This window comes from Caballeronia sp. KNU42, from assembly GCF_053760385.1.
Genome location: NZ_CM132388.1, coordinates 2,461,993 through 2,482,601 on the forward strand (window position 1 = coordinate 2,461,993; position 20,609 = coordinate 2,482,601).

General features: G+C 59.4%; 26 protein-coding genes. 1 reads left to right on the forward strand and 25 read right to left on the reverse strand.

What is annotated here, in order from left to right:
- From ACSOSP_RS10990 to ACSOSP_RS11015, 6 genes are all read right to left on the reverse strand, one after another.
- Positions 1-519: a ClpXP protease specificity-enhancing factor gene (locus ACSOSP_RS10990; protein ID WP_455306469.1), complete on the reverse strand. Its 519-nt coding sequence runs from the start codon at positions 517-519 to the stop codon at positions 1-3.
- A 64-nt stretch (positions 520-583) separates the two neighbouring features.
- Positions 584-1,195 carry a glutathione S-transferase N-terminal domain-containing protein gene (locus ACSOSP_RS10995; protein WP_031362199.1) on the reverse strand — a complete coding sequence of 204 codons (612 nt, stop codon included), beginning with the start codon at positions 1,193-1,195 and terminating at the stop codon, positions 584-586.
- A 97-nt stretch (positions 1,196-1,292) separates the two neighbouring features.
- A complete protein-coding gene (locus ACSOSP_RS11000; protein ID WP_455306472.1) occupies positions 1,293-2,045 on the reverse strand; it encodes a cytochrome c1 in 753 nt (250 codons plus the stop codon).
- Positions 2,046-2,071: 26 nt separating this feature from the next.
- Complete coding sequence (locus ACSOSP_RS11005) at positions 2,072-3,454, reverse strand: cytochrome b (RefSeq protein ID WP_455306473.1); 1,383 nt, start codon at positions 3,452-3,454, stop codon at positions 2,072-2,074.
- Positions 3,454-4,074: a ubiquinol-cytochrome c reductase iron-sulfur subunit gene (gene petA / locus ACSOSP_RS11010; RefSeq protein ID WP_455306475.1), complete on the reverse strand. Its 621-nt coding sequence runs from the start codon at positions 4,072-4,074 to the stop codon at positions 3,454-3,456. The genes ACSOSP_RS11005 and petA overlap by 1 nt, the downstream gene beginning before the upstream one ends.
- A gap of 204 nt (positions 4,075-4,278) precedes the next feature.
- Positions 4,279-5,025: a Nif3-like dinuclear metal center hexameric protein gene (locus ACSOSP_RS11015; protein ID WP_455306477.1), complete on the reverse strand. Its 747-nt coding sequence runs from the start codon at positions 5,023-5,025 to the stop codon at positions 4,279-4,281.
- A gap of 20 nt (positions 5,026-5,045) precedes the next feature.
- On the opposite strand from ACSOSP_RS11015, the gene ACSOSP_RS11020 reads away from it, so the two are divergent.
- Positions 5,046-6,269: a Do family serine endopeptidase gene (locus ACSOSP_RS11020; RefSeq protein ID WP_455306479.1), complete on the forward strand. Its 1,224-nt coding sequence runs from the start codon at positions 5,046-5,048 to the stop codon at positions 6,267-6,269.
- 106 nt (positions 6,270-6,375) lie between these two features.
- On the opposite strand, the gene tatC is transcribed toward ACSOSP_RS11020, so the two are convergent.
- The 19 genes from tatC to ACSOSP_RS11115 all read right to left on the reverse strand — a co-directional run bounded on the left by tatC (position 6,376) and on the right by ACSOSP_RS11115 (position 20,440).
- Complete coding sequence (tatC, locus tag ACSOSP_RS11025; RefSeq protein ID WP_455306481.1) at positions 6,376-7,176, reverse strand: twin-arginine translocase subunit TatC; 801 nt, start codon at positions 7,174-7,176, stop codon at positions 6,376-6,378.
- Positions 7,177-7,245: 69 nt separating this feature from the next.
- Positions 7,246-7,791: a Sec-independent protein translocase protein TatB gene (tatB, locus tag ACSOSP_RS11030; protein ID WP_455306483.1), complete on the reverse strand. Its 546-nt coding sequence runs from the start codon at positions 7,789-7,791 to the stop codon at positions 7,246-7,248.
- Positions 7,792-7,850: 59 nt separating this feature from the next.
- Entirely contained in the window at positions 7,851-8,081 is a 231-nt protein-coding gene (gene tatA, locus ACSOSP_RS11035; RefSeq protein WP_455306485.1) for a Sec-independent protein translocase subunit TatA, read from the reverse strand.
- Positions 8,082-8,252: 171 nt separating this feature from the next.
- Positions 8,253-8,615, reverse strand: a complete 363-nt coding sequence (locus ACSOSP_RS11040; protein ID WP_455306487.1) for a histidine triad nucleotide-binding protein — start codon at positions 8,613-8,615, stop codon at positions 8,253-8,255.
- A 44-nt stretch (positions 8,616-8,659) separates the two neighbouring features.
- Entirely contained in the window at positions 8,660-9,052 is a 393-nt protein-coding gene (locus ACSOSP_RS11045) for a DUF4870 family protein (protein WP_455306489.1), read from the reverse strand.
- 47 nt (positions 9,053-9,099) lie between these two features.
- Entirely contained in the window at positions 9,100-9,480 is a 381-nt protein-coding gene (locus ACSOSP_RS11050; protein ID WP_031362187.1) for a phosphoribosyl-ATP diphosphatase, read from the reverse strand.
- On the reverse strand, positions 9,480-9,893 hold the full coding sequence (hisI, locus tag ACSOSP_RS11055; RefSeq protein WP_455306491.1) for a phosphoribosyl-AMP cyclohydrolase: 414 nt from the start codon (positions 9,891-9,893) through the stop codon (positions 9,480-9,482). Before hisI ends, ACSOSP_RS11050 begins: the two co-directional genes overlap by 1 nt.
- 3 nt (positions 9,894-9,896) lie before the next feature.
- Complete coding sequence (gene hisF / locus ACSOSP_RS11060) at positions 9,897-10,670, reverse strand: imidazole glycerol phosphate synthase subunit HisF (protein WP_455306493.1); 774 nt, start codon at positions 10,668-10,670, stop codon at positions 9,897-9,899.
- 244 nt (positions 10,671-10,914) lie between these two features.
- Positions 10,915-11,667 carry a 1-(5-phosphoribosyl)-5-[(5-phosphoribosylamino)methylideneamino]imidazole-4-carboxamide isomerase gene (hisA, locus tag ACSOSP_RS11065; protein ID WP_455306495.1) on the reverse strand — a complete coding sequence of 251 codons (753 nt, stop codon included), beginning with the start codon at positions 11,665-11,667 and terminating at the stop codon, positions 10,915-10,917.
- A 174-nt stretch (positions 11,668-11,841) separates the two neighbouring features.
- On the reverse strand, positions 11,842-12,492 hold the full coding sequence (hisH, locus tag ACSOSP_RS11070; protein ID WP_455306497.1) for an imidazole glycerol phosphate synthase subunit HisH: 651 nt from the start codon (positions 12,490-12,492) through the stop codon (positions 11,842-11,844).
- 31 nt (positions 12,493-12,523) lie between these two features.
- Positions 12,524-13,144 (reverse strand): MarC family protein, encoded by a 621-nt coding sequence (locus ACSOSP_RS11075; protein ID WP_455306499.1) that lies wholly within the window; start codon positions 13,142-13,144, stop codon positions 12,524-12,526.
- A gap of 93 nt (positions 13,145-13,237) precedes the next feature.
- On the reverse strand, positions 13,238-13,825 hold the full coding sequence (hisB, locus tag ACSOSP_RS11080) for an imidazoleglycerol-phosphate dehydratase HisB (protein ID WP_455306501.1): 588 nt from the start codon (positions 13,823-13,825) through the stop codon (positions 13,238-13,240).
- 29 nt (positions 13,826-13,854) lie between these two features.
- Positions 13,855-14,925 (reverse strand): histidinol-phosphate transaminase, encoded by a 1,071-nt coding sequence (gene hisC / locus ACSOSP_RS11085; protein ID WP_455306503.1) that lies wholly within the window; start codon positions 14,923-14,925, stop codon positions 13,855-13,857.
- An 81-nt stretch (positions 14,926-15,006) separates the two neighbouring features.
- A complete protein-coding gene (gene hisD / locus ACSOSP_RS11090; protein WP_455306505.1) occupies positions 15,007-16,332 on the reverse strand; it encodes a histidinol dehydrogenase in 1,326 nt (441 codons plus the stop codon).
- A 43-nt stretch (positions 16,333-16,375) separates the two neighbouring features.
- The gene (hisG, locus tag ACSOSP_RS11095) at positions 16,376-17,068 is read right to left on the reverse strand and encodes an ATP phosphoribosyltransferase (RefSeq protein ID WP_455306507.1); all 693 of its coding nucleotides are present in this window, start codon (positions 17,066-17,068) and stop codon (positions 16,376-16,378) included.
- Positions 17,065-18,333, reverse strand: a complete 1,269-nt coding sequence (gene murA, locus ACSOSP_RS11100) for a UDP-N-acetylglucosamine 1-carboxyvinyltransferase (protein ID WP_455306509.1) — start codon at positions 18,331-18,333, stop codon at positions 17,065-17,067. The genes hisG and murA overlap by 4 nt, the downstream gene beginning before the upstream one ends.
- A gap of 135 nt (positions 18,334-18,468) precedes the next feature.
- Positions 18,469-18,708: a BolA family protein gene (locus ACSOSP_RS11105; protein ID WP_455306511.1), complete on the reverse strand. Its 240-nt coding sequence runs from the start codon at positions 18,706-18,708 to the stop codon at positions 18,469-18,471.
- A gap of 53 nt (positions 18,709-18,761) precedes the next feature.
- Positions 18,762-19,517, reverse strand: a complete 756-nt coding sequence (locus tag ACSOSP_RS11110) for an ABC transporter permease (protein WP_455306513.1) — start codon at positions 19,515-19,517, stop codon at positions 18,762-18,764.
- Complete coding sequence (locus ACSOSP_RS11115) at positions 19,514-20,440, reverse strand: ABC transporter ATP-binding protein (protein WP_455306515.1); 927 nt, start codon at positions 20,438-20,440, stop codon at positions 19,514-19,516. The genes ACSOSP_RS11110 and ACSOSP_RS11115 overlap by 4 nt, the downstream gene beginning before the upstream one ends.
- Positions 20,441-20,609 lie beyond the last annotated feature (169 nt).

Here is a 20,609-nt window from a genome sequence, read left to right on the forward strand (position 1 = left end):
TCATTTGACGACCTTGAGGTGGCCTCGACCGGATGATTTCGAGCCATCGTCGTCAGGAGGCGACTCATCGTCATCTTGTGCGTCTCGCGCAGATGCCGTCGTCTCACGGTGCTCGATCCGCTCAGAGCCACTTTCTTCCGGTCCCAGCTCCGACGAACGCGGCCCGCCGCCCTCGCCCGACACGTCCGGCGCCGCGCCGATCGCAGCGGGATCGACGGGAAAGGCCATGCCTTGGCCATTCTCTCGGGCATAGATAGCCAGCACGTTGGTGACCTGCACCTCGATCTTGTGCGACTTGCCAGAAAAGCGCGCACTGAACTCGATCCACTCGTTACCCATCTGCAGCTGGCTCGTGGCCTCGAAGCTGATGTTCAGCACGATCTCGTCATTGCGTACGAACTGGCGCGGCACGCGCGTGCCGTTGTCGACCCGCACCGCGATATGCGGCGTAAAGCCGTTATCCGTGCACCACTCATAGAGCGCGCGCAGTAGATAAGGCTTGGTGGATATTTCTTGCATCGACTTGCCCTCTATCGAAAGGGAGCGTGGCCGGTCGAACCGGCACGCCCGCCAATCGAAAATATTAGCGACGCATCACTTTTTCCGAAGGCGTCAGCGCTTCGATGTAAGCCGGCCGGCTGAAAATCCGCTCGGCGTACTTCATCAACGGCGCAGCGTTCTTCGACAGCTCGATGCCATAGTGATCCAGGCGCCACAGCAGCGGCGCGATGGCGACGTCGAGCATGGAAAACTCTTCGCCGAGCATGTACTTGTTCTTCAGGAAAATAGGGGCGAGTTGCGTCAGGCGATCGCGGATGGCGTTGCGCGCCTTCTCGTGATTCTTTTCCGCTGCCTTGCCCTTTTCGTTTTCCAGCGTGCCGACGTGCACGAACAGCTCTTTCTCGAAGTTCAGCAGGAACAGGCGAGCGCGGGCGCGCTGCACCGGATCGGCCGGCATGAGTTGCGGATGCGGAAAACGCTCGTCGATGTATTCGTTGATGATGTTCGATTCGTACAGGATCAGGTCGCGTTCGACCAGAATGGGAACCTGGCCGTACGGATTCATCACCGCGATGTCTTCCGGCTTGTTGAACAGGTCAACGTCGCGGATTTCGAAGTCCATGCCCTTTTCGAACAACACCAGCCGGCAGCGCTGGGAGAACGGGCAGGTAGTGCCGGAGTACAAAACCATCATGATTAAAAGTCCCTTCAGAAAAACATAAGGGCCAGCGTGCGAAAAGCGCCTTCTATGAGGCGCTTTGTCCACGCTGACCCACACCGATCGCGGCGTGTTATTTAATTTGCTTCCAGTATGCCGCGTTGAGGCGCCACGCCAAAAAGCTCAAAACTCCCAAGAACATCAGGACCCAGACGCCCAGCTGCTTGCGCTCCTGCTGGGCCGGTTCCGCCATCCACGAAAGGTACGAAACCAGATCGGCCATAGCCGAATCATAATCTACTGGCGACATTGTCCCCGGAGTCACTTGGGTAAAACCCGCGAAATGTTTGACCTTTTCACCGGTTTTTTCGTCGACTTCGGTTTCGAACTTCGCCGTCCGGACACCCTGCAACTCCCACAGCACATGCGGCATGGCGACGTTTTCATACACGATATTGTTCCAGCCGGTCGGCCGGGTATCGTCGCGATAAAAACTCCGCAGGTACGTGTAGATCCAGTCCTTGCCCCGCGCCCTCGCCTCCACCGACAAATCCGGCGGCGCCGCTCCAAACCACGTTTTCGCGTCTTCGGGACGCATGGCGATGGTCATCGTGTTGCCGACCTTGTCGGTCGTGAAGAGCAAATTCTCCTGGATCTCTTTCGGATCGATGCCGATATCCGTCAGCCGGTTGTAACGCATCAAACTCGCGCTGTGGCAATTCAGGCAATAGTTTACAAACAATTTTGCGCCATGTTGAAGCGAAGCAAAATTTTCTGAGCTATCGGGCGCGGCGTCCAGCGGCGCTTCCTGCGCGTGCGCCGGCGTCAAGCCGAACGACAGCAGCGCCGCGCCAATCACCGCGAGGGTAGAAAACCATTTTTTCATCGTCGTGTCTCCTATGGGCGCGGGGGTCAATGCGGCGTGTACCGCACGCGGTCGGGCGGCTGCTTGAAGCGGCCGCGCGTCGTCCAGAAGGGCATGCCGAGGAAAAACGCGAAATAAATCAACGCACAGATCTGCGCGATCAGCGTGCTGGCCGGCGACGGCGGTTTCGTGCCGAGATAGCCGAGCACCAGGAACGCGAATACGAAGATCCCGTAGAAGACCTTGTGGAACAACGGGCGGTACCGGATGGATTTGACCGGACTTCGGTCAAGCCACGGCAGGAAGAACAGCGACACCACCGCTGTACCCATCACCACCACGCCCCAGAACTTCGATTCGGTCAGCGCCATGAACACCACCACCAGCAAAGCCAGCACCGGCAGACCTAACCGCCATTTGCCACGCGCCCGCAGCAACGCCAGCACGCCCAGCAAGGCGACCACGATCATCAACACGATCTTGAACGGGTCGGTTGTGGCCCGCAGCATGGCGTAGAAGGCGGTGAAGTACCACACCGGCGCGATCTCGTTCGGTGTCTGCAGCGGGTTCGCCGGCACGAAGTTATTGGCTTCGAGGAAATAACCGCCCATTTCCGGCGCAAAGAAAATGATCGCGGCAAAGATGAACAGGAATACGCACACGCCCATGAAGTCGTGGACGGAGTAGTACGGATGGAACGGGATGCCGTCGAGCGGAATGCCCTTCTCGTCCTTCTTGGCCTTGATTTCGATGCCGTCCGGGTTATTCGACCCCACTTCATGCAGCGCGACCAGGTGGGCGACGACCAGACCGATCAGCACGAGCGGAATGGCGATCACATGAAACGCGAAAAAGCGGTTGAGCGTCACGTCCGACACCACGTAATCGCCGCGAATCCAGAGCGACAAATCCGGGCCGATGAACGGAATGGCCGAGAACAGGTTCACGATCACCTGCGCGCCCCAGAACGACATCTGGCCCCACGGCAGCAGGTAACCGAAGAACGCCTCGGCCATCAGGCACAGGAAAATGGCGCAGCCGAAGATCCACACGAGTTCGCGCGGCTTGCGATACGAGCCGTACAACAATCCGCGGAACATGTGCAGATACACGACGACGAAGAACATCGACGCGCCCGTCGAGTGCATATAGCGGATCAGCCAGCCCCACGGCACTTCCCGCATGATGTATTCGACCGATGCGAACGCGAGCGTCGCATCGGGCTTGTAGTTCATCGTGAGGAAGATGCCGGTGACGATCTGGTTCACCAGCACTAGCAACGCCAGTGAGCCGAAGATGTACCAGAAGTTGAAATTCTTCGGCGCGTAGTACTCGGAAACGTGTGCCTTCCAGGTCGATGTCAGCGGAAAGCGCCGGTCGATCCAGCCCAGAAAACCTGTTGTTTCCACTTCCTTGTCGGTAGCCGCCATTACGCCTCTCCCTTTTCGTCCTTGCCAATCACGAGTGACGTCGCCGATGTGAACATATATGGCGGAATGTCCAGGTTATCCGGCGCGGGCTTGTTTTTAAAGACGCGGCCAGACAGGTCATAGGTCGAGCCATGGCACGGGCAGAGAAAACCGCCGGGCCAGTCGTCAGGGAGATTGGGTTGGGCGCCTTCCTGGAAGCGCGGCGTGGGGGTGCAGCCGAGATGCGTGCAGACGGCCACGGCAACGAGCAGGTTCTTGTGATCGGTGCGCGAACGGTATTCGTTATTGCAGTATTCCGGCAGCGGCATGCTGAATGCCTTCTTCGACTGCGGATCGGCGAGCTCGGGATCGGCCTTTTTTACGTCGGCGAGCATTTCGTCGGTACGGTTAAGAATCCAGACTGGCTTACCGCGCCAGGCAACTGTCATCAGGTCGCCAGGCTTCAGACCTGATATATCGACTTCGACCGGCGCGCCCGCTGCCTTGGCTTTCTCCGACGGTGCAAACGACCCGACGAACGGGACGCAAGCCGCTACGCCACCAATTCCGCCCATTACGGTCGTCGTGATCAGCCAGGTTCGGCGGCTGCCGTCGACGCGTTGATCTTCGTTGTCTCGCATCACACGCCCCACTTCTGAGTTGGTTTAAACCGTCAGTTCGTTCTACCGACGCTAGTGTGCGCGAATGGAGTCGTCATTTACAAGAGTTGAATAGCAAAAAACGCTCGAAGTCCTTCATTCTTAAGGGTTTCCCCGCACTTAAACGGGTGTATCGAATGAAGGGGTTATTTAAGCCAATCGATTATTTATTGCACTGCAAGATAATCAGGCCGGATTATCGATATCGATAAAGACGTGTTCGATATCGAAATGCTCGGCCACATGGGCGCCAAGCGCCTGGACGCCGTACCGTTCAGTGGCATGGTGCCCCGCCGCAACATAGGCCACGCCGCTTTCTGCTGAAATGTGCATGGTCTGTTCCGACACTTCGCCGCTGATGTAGACATCTGCGCCGGCGGCAATGGCTTCGTCGAAGAAACCTTGCGCGCCGCCCGTGCACCACGCCACGCGGCGCAATTCCCAATCCGGATTACCGAACACGAGCGGCTTGCGCCCGACTTCGTTTTCGACCGTCGCGGTGAAGTGCTCGAGCGACAACGGCACAGGCAACGACGCAATCCAGCCGAGATCCTGGTCGCCGAAACGGTTGTCCGCGATCAAGCCGAGCCGCGCACCAAGCTGCGCGTTATTGCCGAACTCGGGATGCGAATCGAGCGACAGGTGGTACGCGAACAGGTTGATGTCGTGGTCCAGCAACGTCTTCAGCCGGCGATATTTGCGGCCCGTGACCTGCGGCGCTTCGTTCTTCCAGAAGTAGCCGTGATGCACGAGCACGGCGTCGGCGCCCCACTCGATGGCCGCATCCAGGAACGCCTGCGACGCCGTTACACCGGTCGCCAGCTTGCCCACGCGACGCGATCCTTCAACCTGCAGACCATTCGGGCAATAGTCCTTGAAGCGCCCGATTTCCAGCAGATTGTTCAGATACAATTCCAGTTCGATCCGATCCATGAATTCCTCTATTCCATCAAATGCTTAGACGCTTCTGGCTGTTTTTTGCCCAAGCGGTGACCGTGCTTTTGGCGCTGATGTTCATCGTCGCGACCTTGAAACCGCAGTGGCTTCAACGCCAGGGAACGTTCGGCAAGCAACTCGCCGAACCGATCGTCGCGTTGCAGGAAGTTGCGCCGAGCATCGGTTCCCGACCCGCCCAGTCGTCGTATGCGGATGGCGCGCAGAAAGCGATGCCCGCCGTGGTCAACGTGTTTTCGAGCAAGGACGGCACGTTACCGCCCGATCCGCGCGCGAAAGACCCGCTGTTCCGCTATTTTTTCGGCGACAAGAACAAGCGCAAGGGCGACGAAACACCGGCATCGAATCTCGGCTCAGGCGTGATTGTCAGCTCCGAAGGCTACATTCTAACGAACCAACATGTCGTCGATGGGGCTGATCAGATCGAAGTTGCGTTGGCGGACGGACGGACGTCGTCGGCGAAAGTGATCGGCGTGGATCCGGAAACCGATCTCGCCGTGCTGAAGATCAACATGACCAACCTGCCGACCATCACGCTCGGCCGCATGGACCAGACGCGCGTGGGCGACGTCGTGCTGGCGATCGGTAATCCGTTTGGTGTCGGGCAAACTGTGACCATGGGGATTGTCAGCGCGCTCGGGCGCAATCACCTCGGCATCAATACCTTCGAGAATTTCATCCAGACCGACGCGGCCATCAACCCGGGTAATTCGGGCGGTGCGCTGGTGGACGTGAACGGTAATCTGCTCGGCATCAACACCGCAATCTATTCGCGCAGCGGCGGCTCGCTTGGGATTGGCTTTGCCATTCCTGTGTCGACCGCGCGCAGCGTGCTGGAAAGCATCATCACCACAGGCACGGTGACGCGTGGCTGGATCGGCGTGGAGCCGCAGGACGTGACGCCGGAGATCGCGGAATCGTTCGGACTCGAGCAAAAGTCCGGCGCGATCGTGGCGGGCGTGTTGCAAGGCGGACCGGCCGATAAAGCCGGCATCAAGCCCGGCGACATCCTGATCAGCATCAACGACGACACCATCACCGACACCACGCGTCTGCTGAATGTGGTCGCACAGATCAAGCCGGGGACGTCGGTGAAGGTGCATCTGATGCGCAAGAGCCGCGAGCTGGACTTGAGCGTGGTGATCGGCAAACGGCCGATGCAGCCCAAGCAGCCCCAGCCACCTGACGATGACAACGGCGGTGGAGACCAAAACGACGAGTAAGCTGCTCTTCAACTCGCCGTGACCTGCCCAATAAAAAGGGGCCGTTCCCACTCATGTTTGGAACGGCCCCTTTATTTTCATACCCCTCATCCAGCGTCCGAAACCCTCAATCCGCTTCCCGCTTTACGTCTTCCGCGGCTTCCACTTCCTGCTCCGCGATCTTGTCCTTGCCCACGATCAACCGTGCCGCAATGATGCCGACCTCGTAGAGAATGATCAGCGGCACGGCCAGGATCAGTTGCGAGAACACGTCAGGCGGCGTCACCACGGCCGAAATCACGAACGCGCCGACAATCACGTACGGCCGGATCTGCCGCAGTTTCTTGATGGTGACGAATCCCATCCGCGCCAAAATCACCACGATGATCGGGACCTCGAAGGTCACGCCGAACGCCAAGAACATGGTGAGGACGAAGCTCAGGTAATTATCGATATCCGTCGTCATTTCCGCGCCGAGCGGCGCGTTGTAATGCGCCATCACGCGGAAAATGGTGGGAAATACGACGAAATACGCGAACGCCATGCCGCACAGGAACAGCAAATAGCTGCTCCCGACCAGCGGCACGACCAGCTTCTTCTCGTGCTGATACAGCCCTGGCGCGATAAACGCCCAGATCTGATACAGCACAACGGGCAGCGCTATGACCAGCGCGACCATCATGGTCACTTTCATCGGCACGAAGAACGAGCCGGTGACGTCGGTGACAATCATCTTGCCGTCCTTCGGCAAGTTCTCCATCAACGGACGCGCGAGCAACCGGAAGATATTCGGCGCCCAATAAACCAGTCCGATGAACACGACGATGACTGAAGCGCCTGCGCGAATAATGCGGTCACGCAGTTCGACCAGGTGCGAGATAAACGTCTCTTCGACGGGCTCGTCTTTAATCTGTTGCGGGTCGCTCACGCCGGCCCTCTGCTGGGATTCATCGATGGAAGGGAAGTGGGTGTTCGCGCAATGAACGCGGGGCAAACATCAGAAAAACCGCGTGGGACGACGCAGCGTCTCAGGCGTGTGCCGCGCCACGCGCGCCGCGCCCGATTGAACACGCGTCTTGCGCAACGTGGTGCGCTTGTACCAGTTCGGAATGGCGGACTGCTTGACGCGCCAGTTCTTGCGTTTCCCGCCTGACGCGCTGCTGCTGAACGTGTTGTCCGGGCTCGAACGCCAAGTATCGCCGGAAACGTGGGTCAGATTCGGGTCACCGCCGCCCGCCACACTGTCCGAGACCGATGTGCCTTGGTTCCACGCGTCGTTGAGTTCGTTTTCGTGCTGGCGCAGATTGTCGTGAATCTTGTTCTCGACATTCGATGCCGCCGTTTCAAACTCGGTGCGCATCTTCTTCAACTCGTCGAGTTCCATCTCACGCGAGACTTCGGCCTTGACGTCGTTGATATACCGCTGTGCGCGCCCAAACAGCGCGCCTGCCGTCCGTGCCACGCCGGGCAAGCGTTCCGGCCCGAGCACTACCAGCGCGACGACGCCGATCAGCGCCATTTTGGTCAGACCAAGGTCGAGCATGGAATCGAAGATCCTGAGGGTGGCAAGTGGAGGTGGCCGGTGCCGGGCTTAACCGTTGATTAGCGGTAGTCGCCGGAACGGGTCTTGTCCTTCGCTTCCACGTCGACCGTGCCGTTGCGCGGCAATTCACGCTGCTCGGTCGGCGTACCTTCGCCTTCCTTCATCCCTTCCTTGAAACCTTTTACCGCGCCGCCCAGATCACCGCCAATGTTGCGCAGTTTCTTCGTGCCGAAAACCAGCGCCACGATCAACAGAACGATCAACCAATGCCAAATACTCAACGAACCCATGACTGAAAACTCTCCTTGGCTTCGCCACGCGAGTTGCCTGCGACGAAGAATGTCGGCCTTGCGGCCCGAGTCGGAGCGATGACGCTCCGATGATTAAACCTATAGTGTGCGCGCCTAATATTGCGATGGAAAGACGCTTTCGTTTTCATTACACATCATACGAATACTCGTTCAACCCATCCGGCGCCACGGGCGCTCCCCGGCGAGAATATGCGCGTGGATGTGATACACCTCTTGCCCGCCGCCCGGCCCGGTATTAATGACCGTCCGGAAACCGGTATCGCCACCGGTGTACGCCACGCCCAGCTCATCGGCAAGACGCGCCGTCAAGCTCAGCATTCTACCAAGCAGCGGCGCATCGGCTTCGGTGCAGTTCGACAGCGTCTCGATATGTTTACGCGGGATCACCAGCACGTGGACCGGTGCGGCCGGGTTGATATCGTGAAAAGCAACGAACTCATCGTCTTCGTGAACTTTCTTACTCGGAATTTCTCCCGCAGCGATCTTACAGAAAATGCAGTTCTCTTGGCTCATGTGTGTCGCGGGATATCCCGGTATGAAAGCAAGTTAAGTTGATCCTAAACCCAGGCGCCCGATTCCAGCGGCTTGTTCTCGTACAAGAACAACCAGCCCTTTATAACGCGATAAAGCGTCCAGATGCCGACCACGAACAAAATGGGGAAGCCGATAAACACCCAGATCAGTGCTATGCCGATCACATGCCCGAGCAGCGCGAACCAGACGGTGCGGATCTGCCATCGGAAATGCGCTTCGTAAGGCGTTCCGGCGACGTCATCGCGTTTCAGGTAGTTAATGATGACCGCGATCAGAACGGTCAGTCCGCCGGTGAGCCAGTACGCGGCGTAGAGCGCGTAAAGCACATGGGTCAGCGTGCGCAAGCTGCGCAGGCGTTCGGAGTCGGGCGAGTTTTGATAAACAGGCGGCGGATAAGGCTCGTAAGACTGATTCATTTCATCCTCCTCGGCGACCGTTGTTGGATCGCGACCCGACCCAGAGCTTAGCCGCCGTTTTCGTTTTGCTCGCGATCGCGGGATTTGCGCAACGCCTTTTCTTCGATTCCCGACATCCCTTCCCGTCGCTCCAGTTCGGCAATGACCTCTGCCGGACCGAGATCGAAGTGGGACAGCATCACGAGACAATGGAACCACAAGTCGGCTACTTCGCCGACAAGCGCCTTGGGTGCACCACCGTGTCGCGTGTCCTTGGCGGCCAGCACGACTTCAGTTGCTTCCTCGCCGATCTTCTTGAGAACGGCGTCATCACCTTTATGAAAGAGTCGGGAAACGTAGGATTGTTCCGGGTCTCCACCCTTACGGCTATCGATAATCGCTGCGAGCCGCAGCAGCGTGTCTTGCGTGGAAAGCGTGGCTTGAGTCATTACTTATAGATATGTTCGGGGTCCATCAAGACCGGTTCAACCGCGACCCAGTCGCCTGTTTCCACCGATCCCTCGAATTTCTGGAAAAAGCACGAATGGCGGCCGGTGTGGCACGCAATGCCCGACACCTGCTCCACTTTCAGCAATACGACGTCTTCGTCGCAATCAAGCCGCACTTCGTGCACGTGCTGGACGTGTCCCGATTCCTCGCCCTTGAACCACAGGCGCTGGCGCGAACGCGAGTAATACACCGCGCGCTTCAATTCGATGGTCTTCGCCAATGCTTCGCGGTTCATCCACGCGAACATCAGCACGTCGCCGGTTGTGGATTCCTGCGCGATAACCGGCACTAAGCCGTTCGCGTCCCACTTGACCTTGTCGAGCCAACTCGCTTCTTCCGTTTGTGCAGTCACCGCTTAAATCCTCACCGAGATGCCCTGATCGGCCATGAAGCGTTTCGCCTCGCCGACCGTGTGTTCGCCATAGTGGAAGATGCTCGCGGCAAGCACCGCATCGGCGTGACCTTCGGTGATGCCATCAGCGAGATGCGCAAGCGAACCCACGCCGCCCGATGCAATCACCGGAATGGAAATAGCGTCCGAGACCGCGCGCGTCAGCGCAAGGTCGAAGCCGCTTTTCGTGCCGTCGCGATCCATGCTGGTCAGCAGGATTTCACCGGCGCCAAATTCCGCCATCTTGCGCGCCCACTCGATCACGTCGAGCCCGGTGTTCTTGCGGCCGCCGTGCGTGAACACTTCCCATCGCGGAGTTTCGCCGGCTGCGCTGACGCGCTTCGCGTCGATAGCCACCACAATGCACTGCGAGCCGTGTTTATCCGACGCGTCACGCACGAGCTGCGGATTCGTTACCGCCGATGAATTCATGCTGATCTTGTCGGCGCCCGCGTTGAGCAACCGGCGCACGTCTTCGACCGCGCGCACGCCGCCGCCAACCGTCAGCGGGATAAAGACCTGCGACGCCACTTGCTCGATGATCGGCAGGATCAGATCGCGCTGGTCGGAGGTCGCGGTGATATCGAGGAACGTGAGTTCGTCGGCGCCCTGGTCGTCGTATCGGCGAGCGATTTCGACGGGATCGCCCGCGTCGCGCAATTCGAGGAAATTGACGCCCTTGACCACGCGGCCAGCGGTGACGTCGAGACACGGGATGATGCGTTTTGCGAGAGCCATGTTGGTGCGAATGCCGTTGCGCTGCGAGTGAGTGCTTAGGATAAGCGAGGCGGTTTTATCGAAAATGACCGTCGCGGAAAGAAACGCAGCGCGCCTGAACCGACCTGCGACGCGGCCTCGATAAAGCTGCGCACGAGGCCGTCCAGAAGCACATAAGGCGCTTAAAACACGTGCGCTGAAAAAGTCGCCGCGTCGTCAGGTTACCCACCCACGACTGCGCGGCGCCCTTGCAACAAGCGTCGGATCAGGCGTCGTCGGCTTCGCGCAGCTTGTCGGCGCGCGCTTGCGCGGCGGCGAAATCCAGATCGCCCGAATAGATCGCACGCCCGCAGATCACGCCGGAAATGCCTTCGTCTTCCACTTCGCACAGGGAGTCGATGTCGCCTAGGTTCGACAATCCGCCACTCGCGATCACCGGAATCTTGACGGCCTGCGCGAGGCGCACAGTGGCTTCAATGTTGATGCCCTGCAACATGCCGTCGCGGCCGATATCCGTGTAAATAATCGCCTCGCAGCCGTAGTCTTCGAACTTGCGGCCGAGGTCGATCACTTCGTGCCCCGTCAGCTTGCTCCAGCCGTCGGTGGCGACTTTACCGTCCTTCGCGTCCAGTCCCACGATGATATGACCCGCGAACGCGGTGCACGCATCTTGCAGGAAGCCCGGATTTTTCACCGCCGCCGTGCCGATGATCACGTACTCCAGGCCGTCGTCCAGATACCGCTCGATGGTATTCAGATCGCGAATGCCTCCGCCGAGCTGCACCGGGATGTCGCTCCCGACTTCCTGGATGATCGCGCGAATAGCTTCTTCGTTTTTCGGCTTGCCGGCGAATGCGCCGTTCAGGTCGACGAGATGAAGCCGCCGTGCGCCCCGATCGACCCATAGCCGGGCCATTGCCGCCGGATCTTCGGAAAAAATGGTCGCCTGGTCCATATCGCCTTGTTTGAGGCGTACGCACTGACCGTCTTTTAGATCGATGGCCGGAATGAGCAACATAGAAATAGCGTTATCGGATAAGGGTTAATCGAACGGTTGCAAACCTGGCGCGAAGCGCCTTTGTTTTGCTTGCCGTCTCGCTAGTGTAGTACAAGTGATGCAAGGCTCGTTCGCTGCAAACGGCATAAGCCAAAACGTCAAACCATCGCTAAAACAGCACCAGAAACGCGAACCTTACGGTTTCCAGTGTACGAAGTTTCGATACAGCCGCAAGCCCGCGTCTGCACTCTTCTCCGGGTGAAACTGGGTCGCGAACAAATTGTCCCGGGCGATGGCCGAGGTAAACGGCGCGCCGTACAGGGTTTCGCCGGACGTATGCGCCGGATTGTCCGGGACACCGTAATAACTGTGCACGAAATAGAAAAACGATTCGTCCGGCACACCATCCCACAGCGCATGCCGCTGCGTCTGGCGCACGCGGTTCCAGCCCATCTGCGGGACTTTGAAACGCGAGCCGTCATCTTGCAACTGGCCTTCCAGATCGAAGCGCAGGACCTTGCCAGGTATCAGGCCCAGGCCGTTCGTGCCCTTCTCGCCCCCTTCCTCGCTCCAGTCGAACAGCATCTGCTCACCAACGCAAACGCCCAGCATGGGTTTGTCGCGAGCGGCTTCCATGACGGCTTGCTGCAAGCCCGACGCGCCGAGGTGCGCCATGCAGTCGCGCATGGCGCCCTGTCCCGGCAGCACGACACGCTCCGCTGCGCGGATTGCTTCGGGCTGCTCGACGATCGCCACGTCCGCGTCGGGCGCGGCTTTGCGCAGCGCCTGATACACGGAGCGCAGGTTGCCCATGCCGTAATCCACGATTGCTATCGAAGTTTTCATCGAAGTTTTCAATTCAGCACGTTCCAGAACGCTATTTCAAGGAGGGCAACAACGCCTTCAATCCATTGACGATAAATTCCACCGCCAGCGCCGACAACATCAAACCCATCAACCGCGTACCAATGTTAATGCCGGTGCGTCCAACCCAGCGCGCAATCGGTTCGGCGAGCATCAACGAGCCGAAACACAGTCCCGCCAAAACCGCCCCGATCACGACCAGCCCGAGACGCTCATACCAGTGCACCACACTTGCAGAATAGACGATCACCGTGCTGATGGAGCCCGGCCCCGTCAGCAGCGGAATGGCGAGCGGCACGACCGCGATGCTGTTCTTCATCTCGGCTTCGTGGCGCTCTTCCGGCGTGGAGCGCGTGTTGCCGACCTGCGCATTCAACATGTTGATCGCCATCAGCAACATGATGATGCCGCCGCCCACTTCAAGGGAGCCCACGGAAATCCCGAAGAACGCGATGATCTGCTGCCCGAGCAGCGCCGTCACGGCAATCACGCAGAAGACCGAAATGGACGCGATCCGGATCGTGCCGGCCTTTTCCGAGCTCGACATATCGGTCGTCAGGCTCAGGAAAAACGGGATCGCGCCAACCGGATTGATCAGCGCGAGCAGCGAAATAAACGATTTGAGTAGATTCATCGCAGGCCGACGTGGCTCGTATCGACGCGGACGGCCCGGACGCGCCTGAGAGCACGTCCTGCGTTTGCCGGTTTCGCGTTATTTAGAAGGCGCTTAAAGGCTGCCCTTGGTCGATGGAATCTGCCCTGCGGCGCGCTCGTCCAGCTCAACCGCCATGCGCAACGCGCGGCCGAATGCCTTGAAGACGGTTTCCACCTGATGATGCGCGTTGATGCCGCGCAAATTATCGATATGCAGCGTCACGCCCGCATGATTCACGAAGCCGCGGAAGAATTCGATGGTGAGATCGACGTCGAACGTACCAATGCGAGCACGCGTGAACGGGACATGAAACTCCAGTCCCGGCCGGCCCGAAAAATCGATCACCACGCGCGACAGCGCTTCGTCGAGCGGCACGTAGGAATGGCCGTAGCGGCGAATGCCCTTGCGGTCGCCAATGGCCTTCGCCACCGCTTGGCCCAGCGTGATGCCCGTGTCTTCCACCGTATGGTGGTCATCGATATGAAGGTCGCCATGCGCTTCGACTTCGAGGTCGAAGAGGCCGTGACGCGCGATCTGGTCGAGCATGTGGTCGAGAAACGGCACACCGGTGGCAAGCTTTTGCTTGCCGGTGCCATCCAGGTCGAGCTTCACACGGATCTGCGTTTCGCTGGTGTTGCGAACGACTTCCGCTTGGCGCATGGTATTTCCTTCGAGACTTTTAAGAGATTTCAGTGCAGCGCGAGTTTCAGTGCGGCGATCATTTGCGCATTCTCTTCTGCCGATCCGACCGTCAAACGCACGCAATTTGCCAATAACGGATGCATTTTACTCACGTTTTTGATCAAAACCCGCGATGTCAGCAGGGTTTCGAAGACGACAGCGGCATCGGGAACACGAACAAGCAGGAAGTTTCCGGCGCTCGGGAAAACAGTCGCGCCGGGCAGCGCCTTGATTGCTTGTTCCAGACGCGTGCGCTCGGCACGAAGTTCGGTGGCTTGCGCATCCAGCACATCGAGGTGATCGAGCATGAAATCCGCAGCCGCTTGCGTCAGCACGTTGACGTTGTACGGGGGGCGCACTTTATCGAATTCGGTGGTCCACGACGCCTTGCCCGCCAGATAACCCAGCCGGATACCCGCCAGACCCAGCTTCGACATCGTCCGCATCACGACCACGTTGTCGAAATCTGCCGCGCGCGGCAGCCAGCTTTGCTGGGCGAACGGTTGGTACGCTTCATCGATTACCACCAGGCTATTCGATGCCGCCGCGATCACGCATTCAATGTCGGCGTCGTCGTAAAGCGTGCCCGTCGGATTGTTCGGATATGCGAGGTACACCAGCGCCGGGTTGTGCGTTTCGATCGCAGCGATCAACCTATCGACATCGAGCGTGAAATCCTCGTTCAACGGCACGCCGATAAACTCAAGCCCCGCGAATTTCGCCGACATCTCGTACATCACGAAGCCGGGAACCGGCGCAACCACTGCGGCGCCGGGTTTCGCGCACGCCATCGACATCATGCTGATCAATTCATCCGAACCGTTGCCGAGCAGCACCTCGCACGCGGCGGGCACCTGCATGACGCGCTTGATCTTCTCGAGCAGCGCGGTCGGGCGGGGTTCGGGGTATCGGTTCAACGCGACGTCCGACAGCCGCTCACCCAATTCAGCAGCCAGCTTCGCCGGTAACCGATACGGATTTTCCATCGCGTCGAGCTTCACGAGGCCGGTTGAGTTCGGCACGGGATAACACGTCATTGCAAGGACGTCGGGGCGGAGAATGTCTTGTGGTCTTGTCATGGGATTGCCGGACTCCAGCGCCGGACATTGGGCGGCTCTAAGGCCGCCTCGGTGTTTAACTCGGTTTGCGTCTTTACTTGATTACTGGGACGTATTTTTCATCCGGTATTCAGCGCTGCGCGCATGCGCTTGCAGGCCTTCGCCATACGCCAGTTCGGCTGCAATCTCGCCGAGCGTCTGCGCGCCTTCCGCACTGACTTCAATCACGCTCGAGCGCTTCAAGAAGTCGTACACACCCAGCGGCGATGAGAACCGCGCAGTCCGTGACGTCGGCAGCACGTGGTTCGGTCCCGCGCAGTAATCGCCAAGGCTTTCGCTCGTGTAGCGGCCAAGGAAAATCGCGCCCGCGTGACGGATAAGCGCCGCCCAGTGATGCGGATCGAGCGCGGAGATTTCGAGATGTTCCGGCGCGATGTCGTTGGCGATCGCGCAGGCTTCGTTCATGTCCGCGACCTTGATCAGCGCGCCACGATCTTCCAGCGAGCGCTGGATCACATCGCGACGAGGCAACGTGGGCAGTAATTCGTTGATCGCGTCTTCCACGCGCTGGATGAACGTGGCGTCCGGACACAGCAAGATGGATTGCGCGAGTTCGTCGTGTTCGGCTTGCGAGAACAGGTCCATCGCGACCCAGCGCGGGTCCGTGGTGGCGTCGCAAATGATCAGGATTTCCGACGGTCCCGCAATCATGTCGATACCGACCGTGCCGAACACGCGCCGTTTCGCCGATGCCACATACGCGTTGCCTGGGCCGCAGATTTTATCGACGGCGGGAATGGATTGCGTGCCGTAAGCCAGCGCGCCAATAGCCTGCGCGCCGCCGATCGTGAACACACGATCCACGCCGCCCAGCAACGCGGCCGCGAGCACCAGCGGATTTTTCACGCCGTCCGGCGTGGGCACGACCATCACGATTTCCTTCACGCCGGCAACACGTGCAGGAATTGCGTTCATCAGCACTGACGACGGATACGCCGCCTTGCCGCCCGGCACGTAGATACCGGCGCGATCCAGCGGCGTGACTTTCTGGCCAAGCACCGTGCCGTCCGCTTCCGTGTACTGCCAGCTATGGCTGCCGCATTCGATCCGCTGCTTCTCGTGATAACCGCGCACGCGTGCTGCCGCTGCTTCCAGCGCGGCGCGGCGTTTCGGTTCGAGACCTTCGAGCGCCGCTTCCAGTTCAGCCTGCGGCAATTCCAGCGACGCGACGCTTTCAGCCGTCAACCGATCGAACTTGTTCGTGTAGTCCAGGACGGCGTCGTCGCCACGCTTTTTGACATCGGCGAGAATTTGCGCGACCGAGCGCTCGATGGCTTCGTCCTCGCTCGCCTCGAACGCGAGCACCGCGTGCAGCGCCGTGTGAAAACCGTTGGCGCTGGAATCGAGTTTGCGAATCTTGATAGACATGCTGGTATCCGTTTGTTTGCCCTGCTTGGGCTCGACGCTACTTTTACGCGCTCACCGACGCGCGTTCGAACGCGTCGAGATACGGCTTCAACGCGGCGCGCTTGAGCTTCAGCGCAGCCTGGTTGACGACCAGACGCGACGATATTTCCATGATTTCTTCGACTTCAACCAAATCATTCGCACGCAACGTATTACCGGAGCTGACCAGGTCGACAATGGCGTCGGCCAGACCGACCAGCGGCGCGAGCTCCATCGATCCATACAGCTTGATCAGATCGACGTGAACGCCCTTCGCCGCGAAATGCTCACGTGCCACTTCAACATATTTTGTCGCGACGCGTAGCCGCGCACCCTGGCGCACGGCGGTTTCGTAATCGAAGCCGTTTTTCACCGCCACCGACATCCGGCAGCGTGCAATGTTCAGATCGATCGGTTGATACAACCCGCCGCCGCCATGCTCGATCAACACGTCCTTGCCCGCCACGCCGAAGTCGGCTGCGCCGTATTCAACGTAGGTCGGGACATCGGTTGCACGCACGATGATCACGCGCAAATTCGGGTTCGTGGTCGGCAGGATCAGCTTGCGCGACGTTTCGGGGTCTTCGGTCACCTCAACACCGGCTGCGGCGAGGAGCGGCAGGGTTTCATCGAAAATGCGTCCCTTCGATAACGCCAGCGTCAACATCGCGCTCGACGGCACCGAACGCAACGACTGGGAAGTTTGTAGCGAACTCATTGCTCGCCTCCGCTACCCTTGATGCGCCGCACGTTGGCGCCCACCGCCGTGAGTTTGCTTTCCATCCGGTCGTAGCCGCGGTCGAGGTGATAAATACGATCAATCAGCGTTTCGCCTTCCGCGCACATGGCCGCGATCACCAGACTTGCCGATGCCCGCAGGTCAGTCGCCATCACCTTCGCGCCCGACAGTTTCTGCACGCCGTTCACGAGCGCCGTGTTCCCATCGATCGTAATGCTGGCGCCGAGACGGTTCAGTTCCTGCACGTGCATGAAGCGGTTCTCGAAGATGGTTTCCACCGCTTGCGACGTGCCGGTCGCAAGCGTGTTGAGCGCCATGAATTGCGCCTGCATATCGGTGGGGAACGCCGGATATTCCGATGTCCGGAAGCTGACCGCCGTCGGACGTTTGTTCATCCGCACGCGAAGCCAGTTCTCGCCTTCTTCAATTGATACACCCGCTTCGTGCAGCTTTTCAATCACTGCTTCGAGCAACGAAGGATTCACGTGGCGCAACGTGACGTCGCCGCCGGTCGCCGCGACCGCGCACAGAAACGTGCCCGCTTCAATGCGATCCGGTACAACCGAATGTCGCGCGCCGTGCAACTTGTCAACGCCGTGAATCACCAGCCGGTCTGAACCGATGCCATCGATCTTCGCGCCCATCGCGACGAGCAGATTCGCGAGATCGCTGACTTCCGGCTCGCGCGCCGCGTTCTCGATCACCGTTTCGCCTTCCGCCAGCACCGCCGCCATCAGCAGGTTTTCCGTGCCGGTGACGGTGATCATGTCGGTGACAATGCGCGCGCCCTTCAGCCGCTTCGCCCGCGCTTCGATGAAACCATGCTCGATCGTGATCTCGGCGCCCATCGCCTGAAGGCCCTTGATGTGCTGGTCGACGGGACGCGCGCCGATCGCGCAGCCGCCCGGCAACGACACCTTCGCTTCGCCGAAACGCGCGAGCAGCGGCCCGAGCACGAGAATGGACGCGCGCATGGTCTTGACCATTTCATACGGCGCAACAAGATTGTCGACCTTCGATGCGTTCAGCCAGACCTTTCCGTCCGCCGATTCCGAACGCAGGCCCATCTGGTTGAGCAATTTGAGCATCGTGCGCACGTCTTGCAGGTTGGGCACGTTTTCCAGATGCACGTCGTCCGCCGTGAGCAGACTGGCGCAAAGAATGGGCAGCGCCGCGTTCTTCGCACCCGATACGACGATTTCGCCCGAGAGCTTCGCGCCCCCGACAATCACGAGTTTGTCCATGCTTGGCGTTCCTTCTACGGAGCTTCCTGCTGCGGCGCCGTTATCGGCGTCGCGGTTGTCTTGAGTGAATCGCACTAAATTTTCAGCCAGTCGGTTACGGGTGATGCGGTGACATCATCAAATGTTTGGGAACGCTCAGACGGGTTTCCACTCGGCCGGCGTCAGCGTTTTCATGCTCAGCGCGTGGATTTCTGCACGCATACGGTCGCCGAGCGCCGCGTAGACGAGTTGATGGCGAGCGATGGGTCGCTTGCCTTCGAATGCGTCGCTCACGATGGTCGCGAAGAAATGCTGGCCGTCGCCTTCTACTTCGACATGCTGGCAAGCAAGGCCGCCAGCAATGTATTGCTTCACTTGTTCCGGAGTCGGCAACATGGAAGTCTCCTGAAAATTAAGCGAATTGATGGAGGACGCTATCAATGACGCGACTAATGACGCAGTTTGTAACCACTTGCCAGCAAGCGCACGGCAATCGCGGCCAGCACGATGAAAAACCCGCCGACGATGCCAAGGCTCACGAGCGGATTGATATCGGACATGCCGAAGAAGCCGTATCGGAAGCCGTCGATCATGTAGAAGAACGGATTCAGCCGCGACACTTCGCGCCAGAGTGGCGGCAGCGTATGGGTGGAGTAAAACACGCCGGAGAGGAAAGTCAGCGGCATGATCAAAAAGTTTTGGAATGCCGCAAGCTGGTCGAATTTATCGGCCCAGACGCCGGCGATCAATCCGAGCGTTCCTAGAATTGCAGAACCGAGAATCGCAAAGCCGAGAATGTAGAACGGCGCGGCGAAGCTCATGGGTATGAACCACACCGTGACGATAAACACGCCGAAACCGACCGCAATCCCTCGCACGACGGACGCGAGCACATACGCGAAATACATCTCCCAGTGCGATAACGGCGGCAGCAGCACGAACACGAGGTTGCCCGTGATCTTCGACTGGATCAGCGACGACGAACTGTTTGCGAACGCGTTCTGCAACACGCTCATCATCACGAGGCCCGGCACGAGGAAGCTGGTGTAGGCCACGCCCGGATAAACCTCGACGTGATTCGTAAGCGCATGTCCGAAGATCATCAGGTACAAAAGCGCCGTGATGACCGGCGCGAGCACCGTTTGAAACGCAACCTTGTAGAAGCGCAGGATTTCTTTATAGAACAGGGTACGAAAGCCGCTCATGAAAGGCCCTCGATGACTTCCGGCTCGTTCATCACCTGCACGAACACATCCTCCAGATCGGCTTTGCGCACATCGATTTCATCGAACGTGCAGCCCGCCGCGCGGCATTTCGCGAGAATTGGCTCGACGTCGTCGTAGCTGGCGAGCCGCAACAAATGATTGGTCCCGGAGGCCGCGCGCGGATCGACCTCCAGCGCGCGCAACTCGACGGGCAGCACGCCCTGCGAGAAACGCAGCGAAAGCTGCATGCCGGCGAAACGCTGCAGCAGCGTGCTCGTTCGCTCGAGCGCAACGACTTCACCCCGGCGCAGCATGGCGAGCCGGTCGCACAGCGCCTCGGCCTCTTCCAGATAGTGCGTGGTCAGCACGATGGTGTGGCCTTCGCGATTCAGCCGGGAGATGAACTTCCAGAGCGTCTGGCGCAATTCGACATCGACGCCTGCGGTCGGCTCGTCGAGCACGATCACCGGCGGCTTGTGGACCAGTGCCTGAGCCACCAGCACTCGACGTTTCATGCCACCCGACAGCGCGCGCGTGTTGACGTCGGCTTTCTCGGTGAGATCGAGATTCGCCATGATTTCGTCGATCCAGTCGTCGTTCTTGCGCAGGCCGAAATAACCGGACTGGATGCGCAGTGACTCACGGACGGTGAAAAACGGATCGAAGACGAGCTCCTGCGGCACCACGCCCAGCGCGCGGCGCGCCTGGCGAAAGTCTGTCACCACGTCGTGGCCGAGCACGGAGATAGCTCCGCTATCGGCGCGCGCGAGGCCCGCGAGGATGCTGATGAGGGTCGTTTTACCGGCCCCGTTGGGGCCGAGCAGGCCGAAAAACTCGCCTTCTTCTACGACGAGGTTCACGCCTTTGAGCGCTTGCAGCTCTTTGTAGCGCTTCTTGACGTTGCGTATTTCTATGGCTGACATGACAGTGCGCGCGCCGGCGGGGGCTGCGCCTCGATGTGTGCGGATCGGAACCGGAACCGGCCTTTACAAAATGAAAGGCGAGTAGCAGGCCGAAAAAACGGTTGATTATAGGCCAAACGCGGCAGAGGTTCGCCGCTAGAGAGTCCGTGACAACCCTGCGAACCCTGCA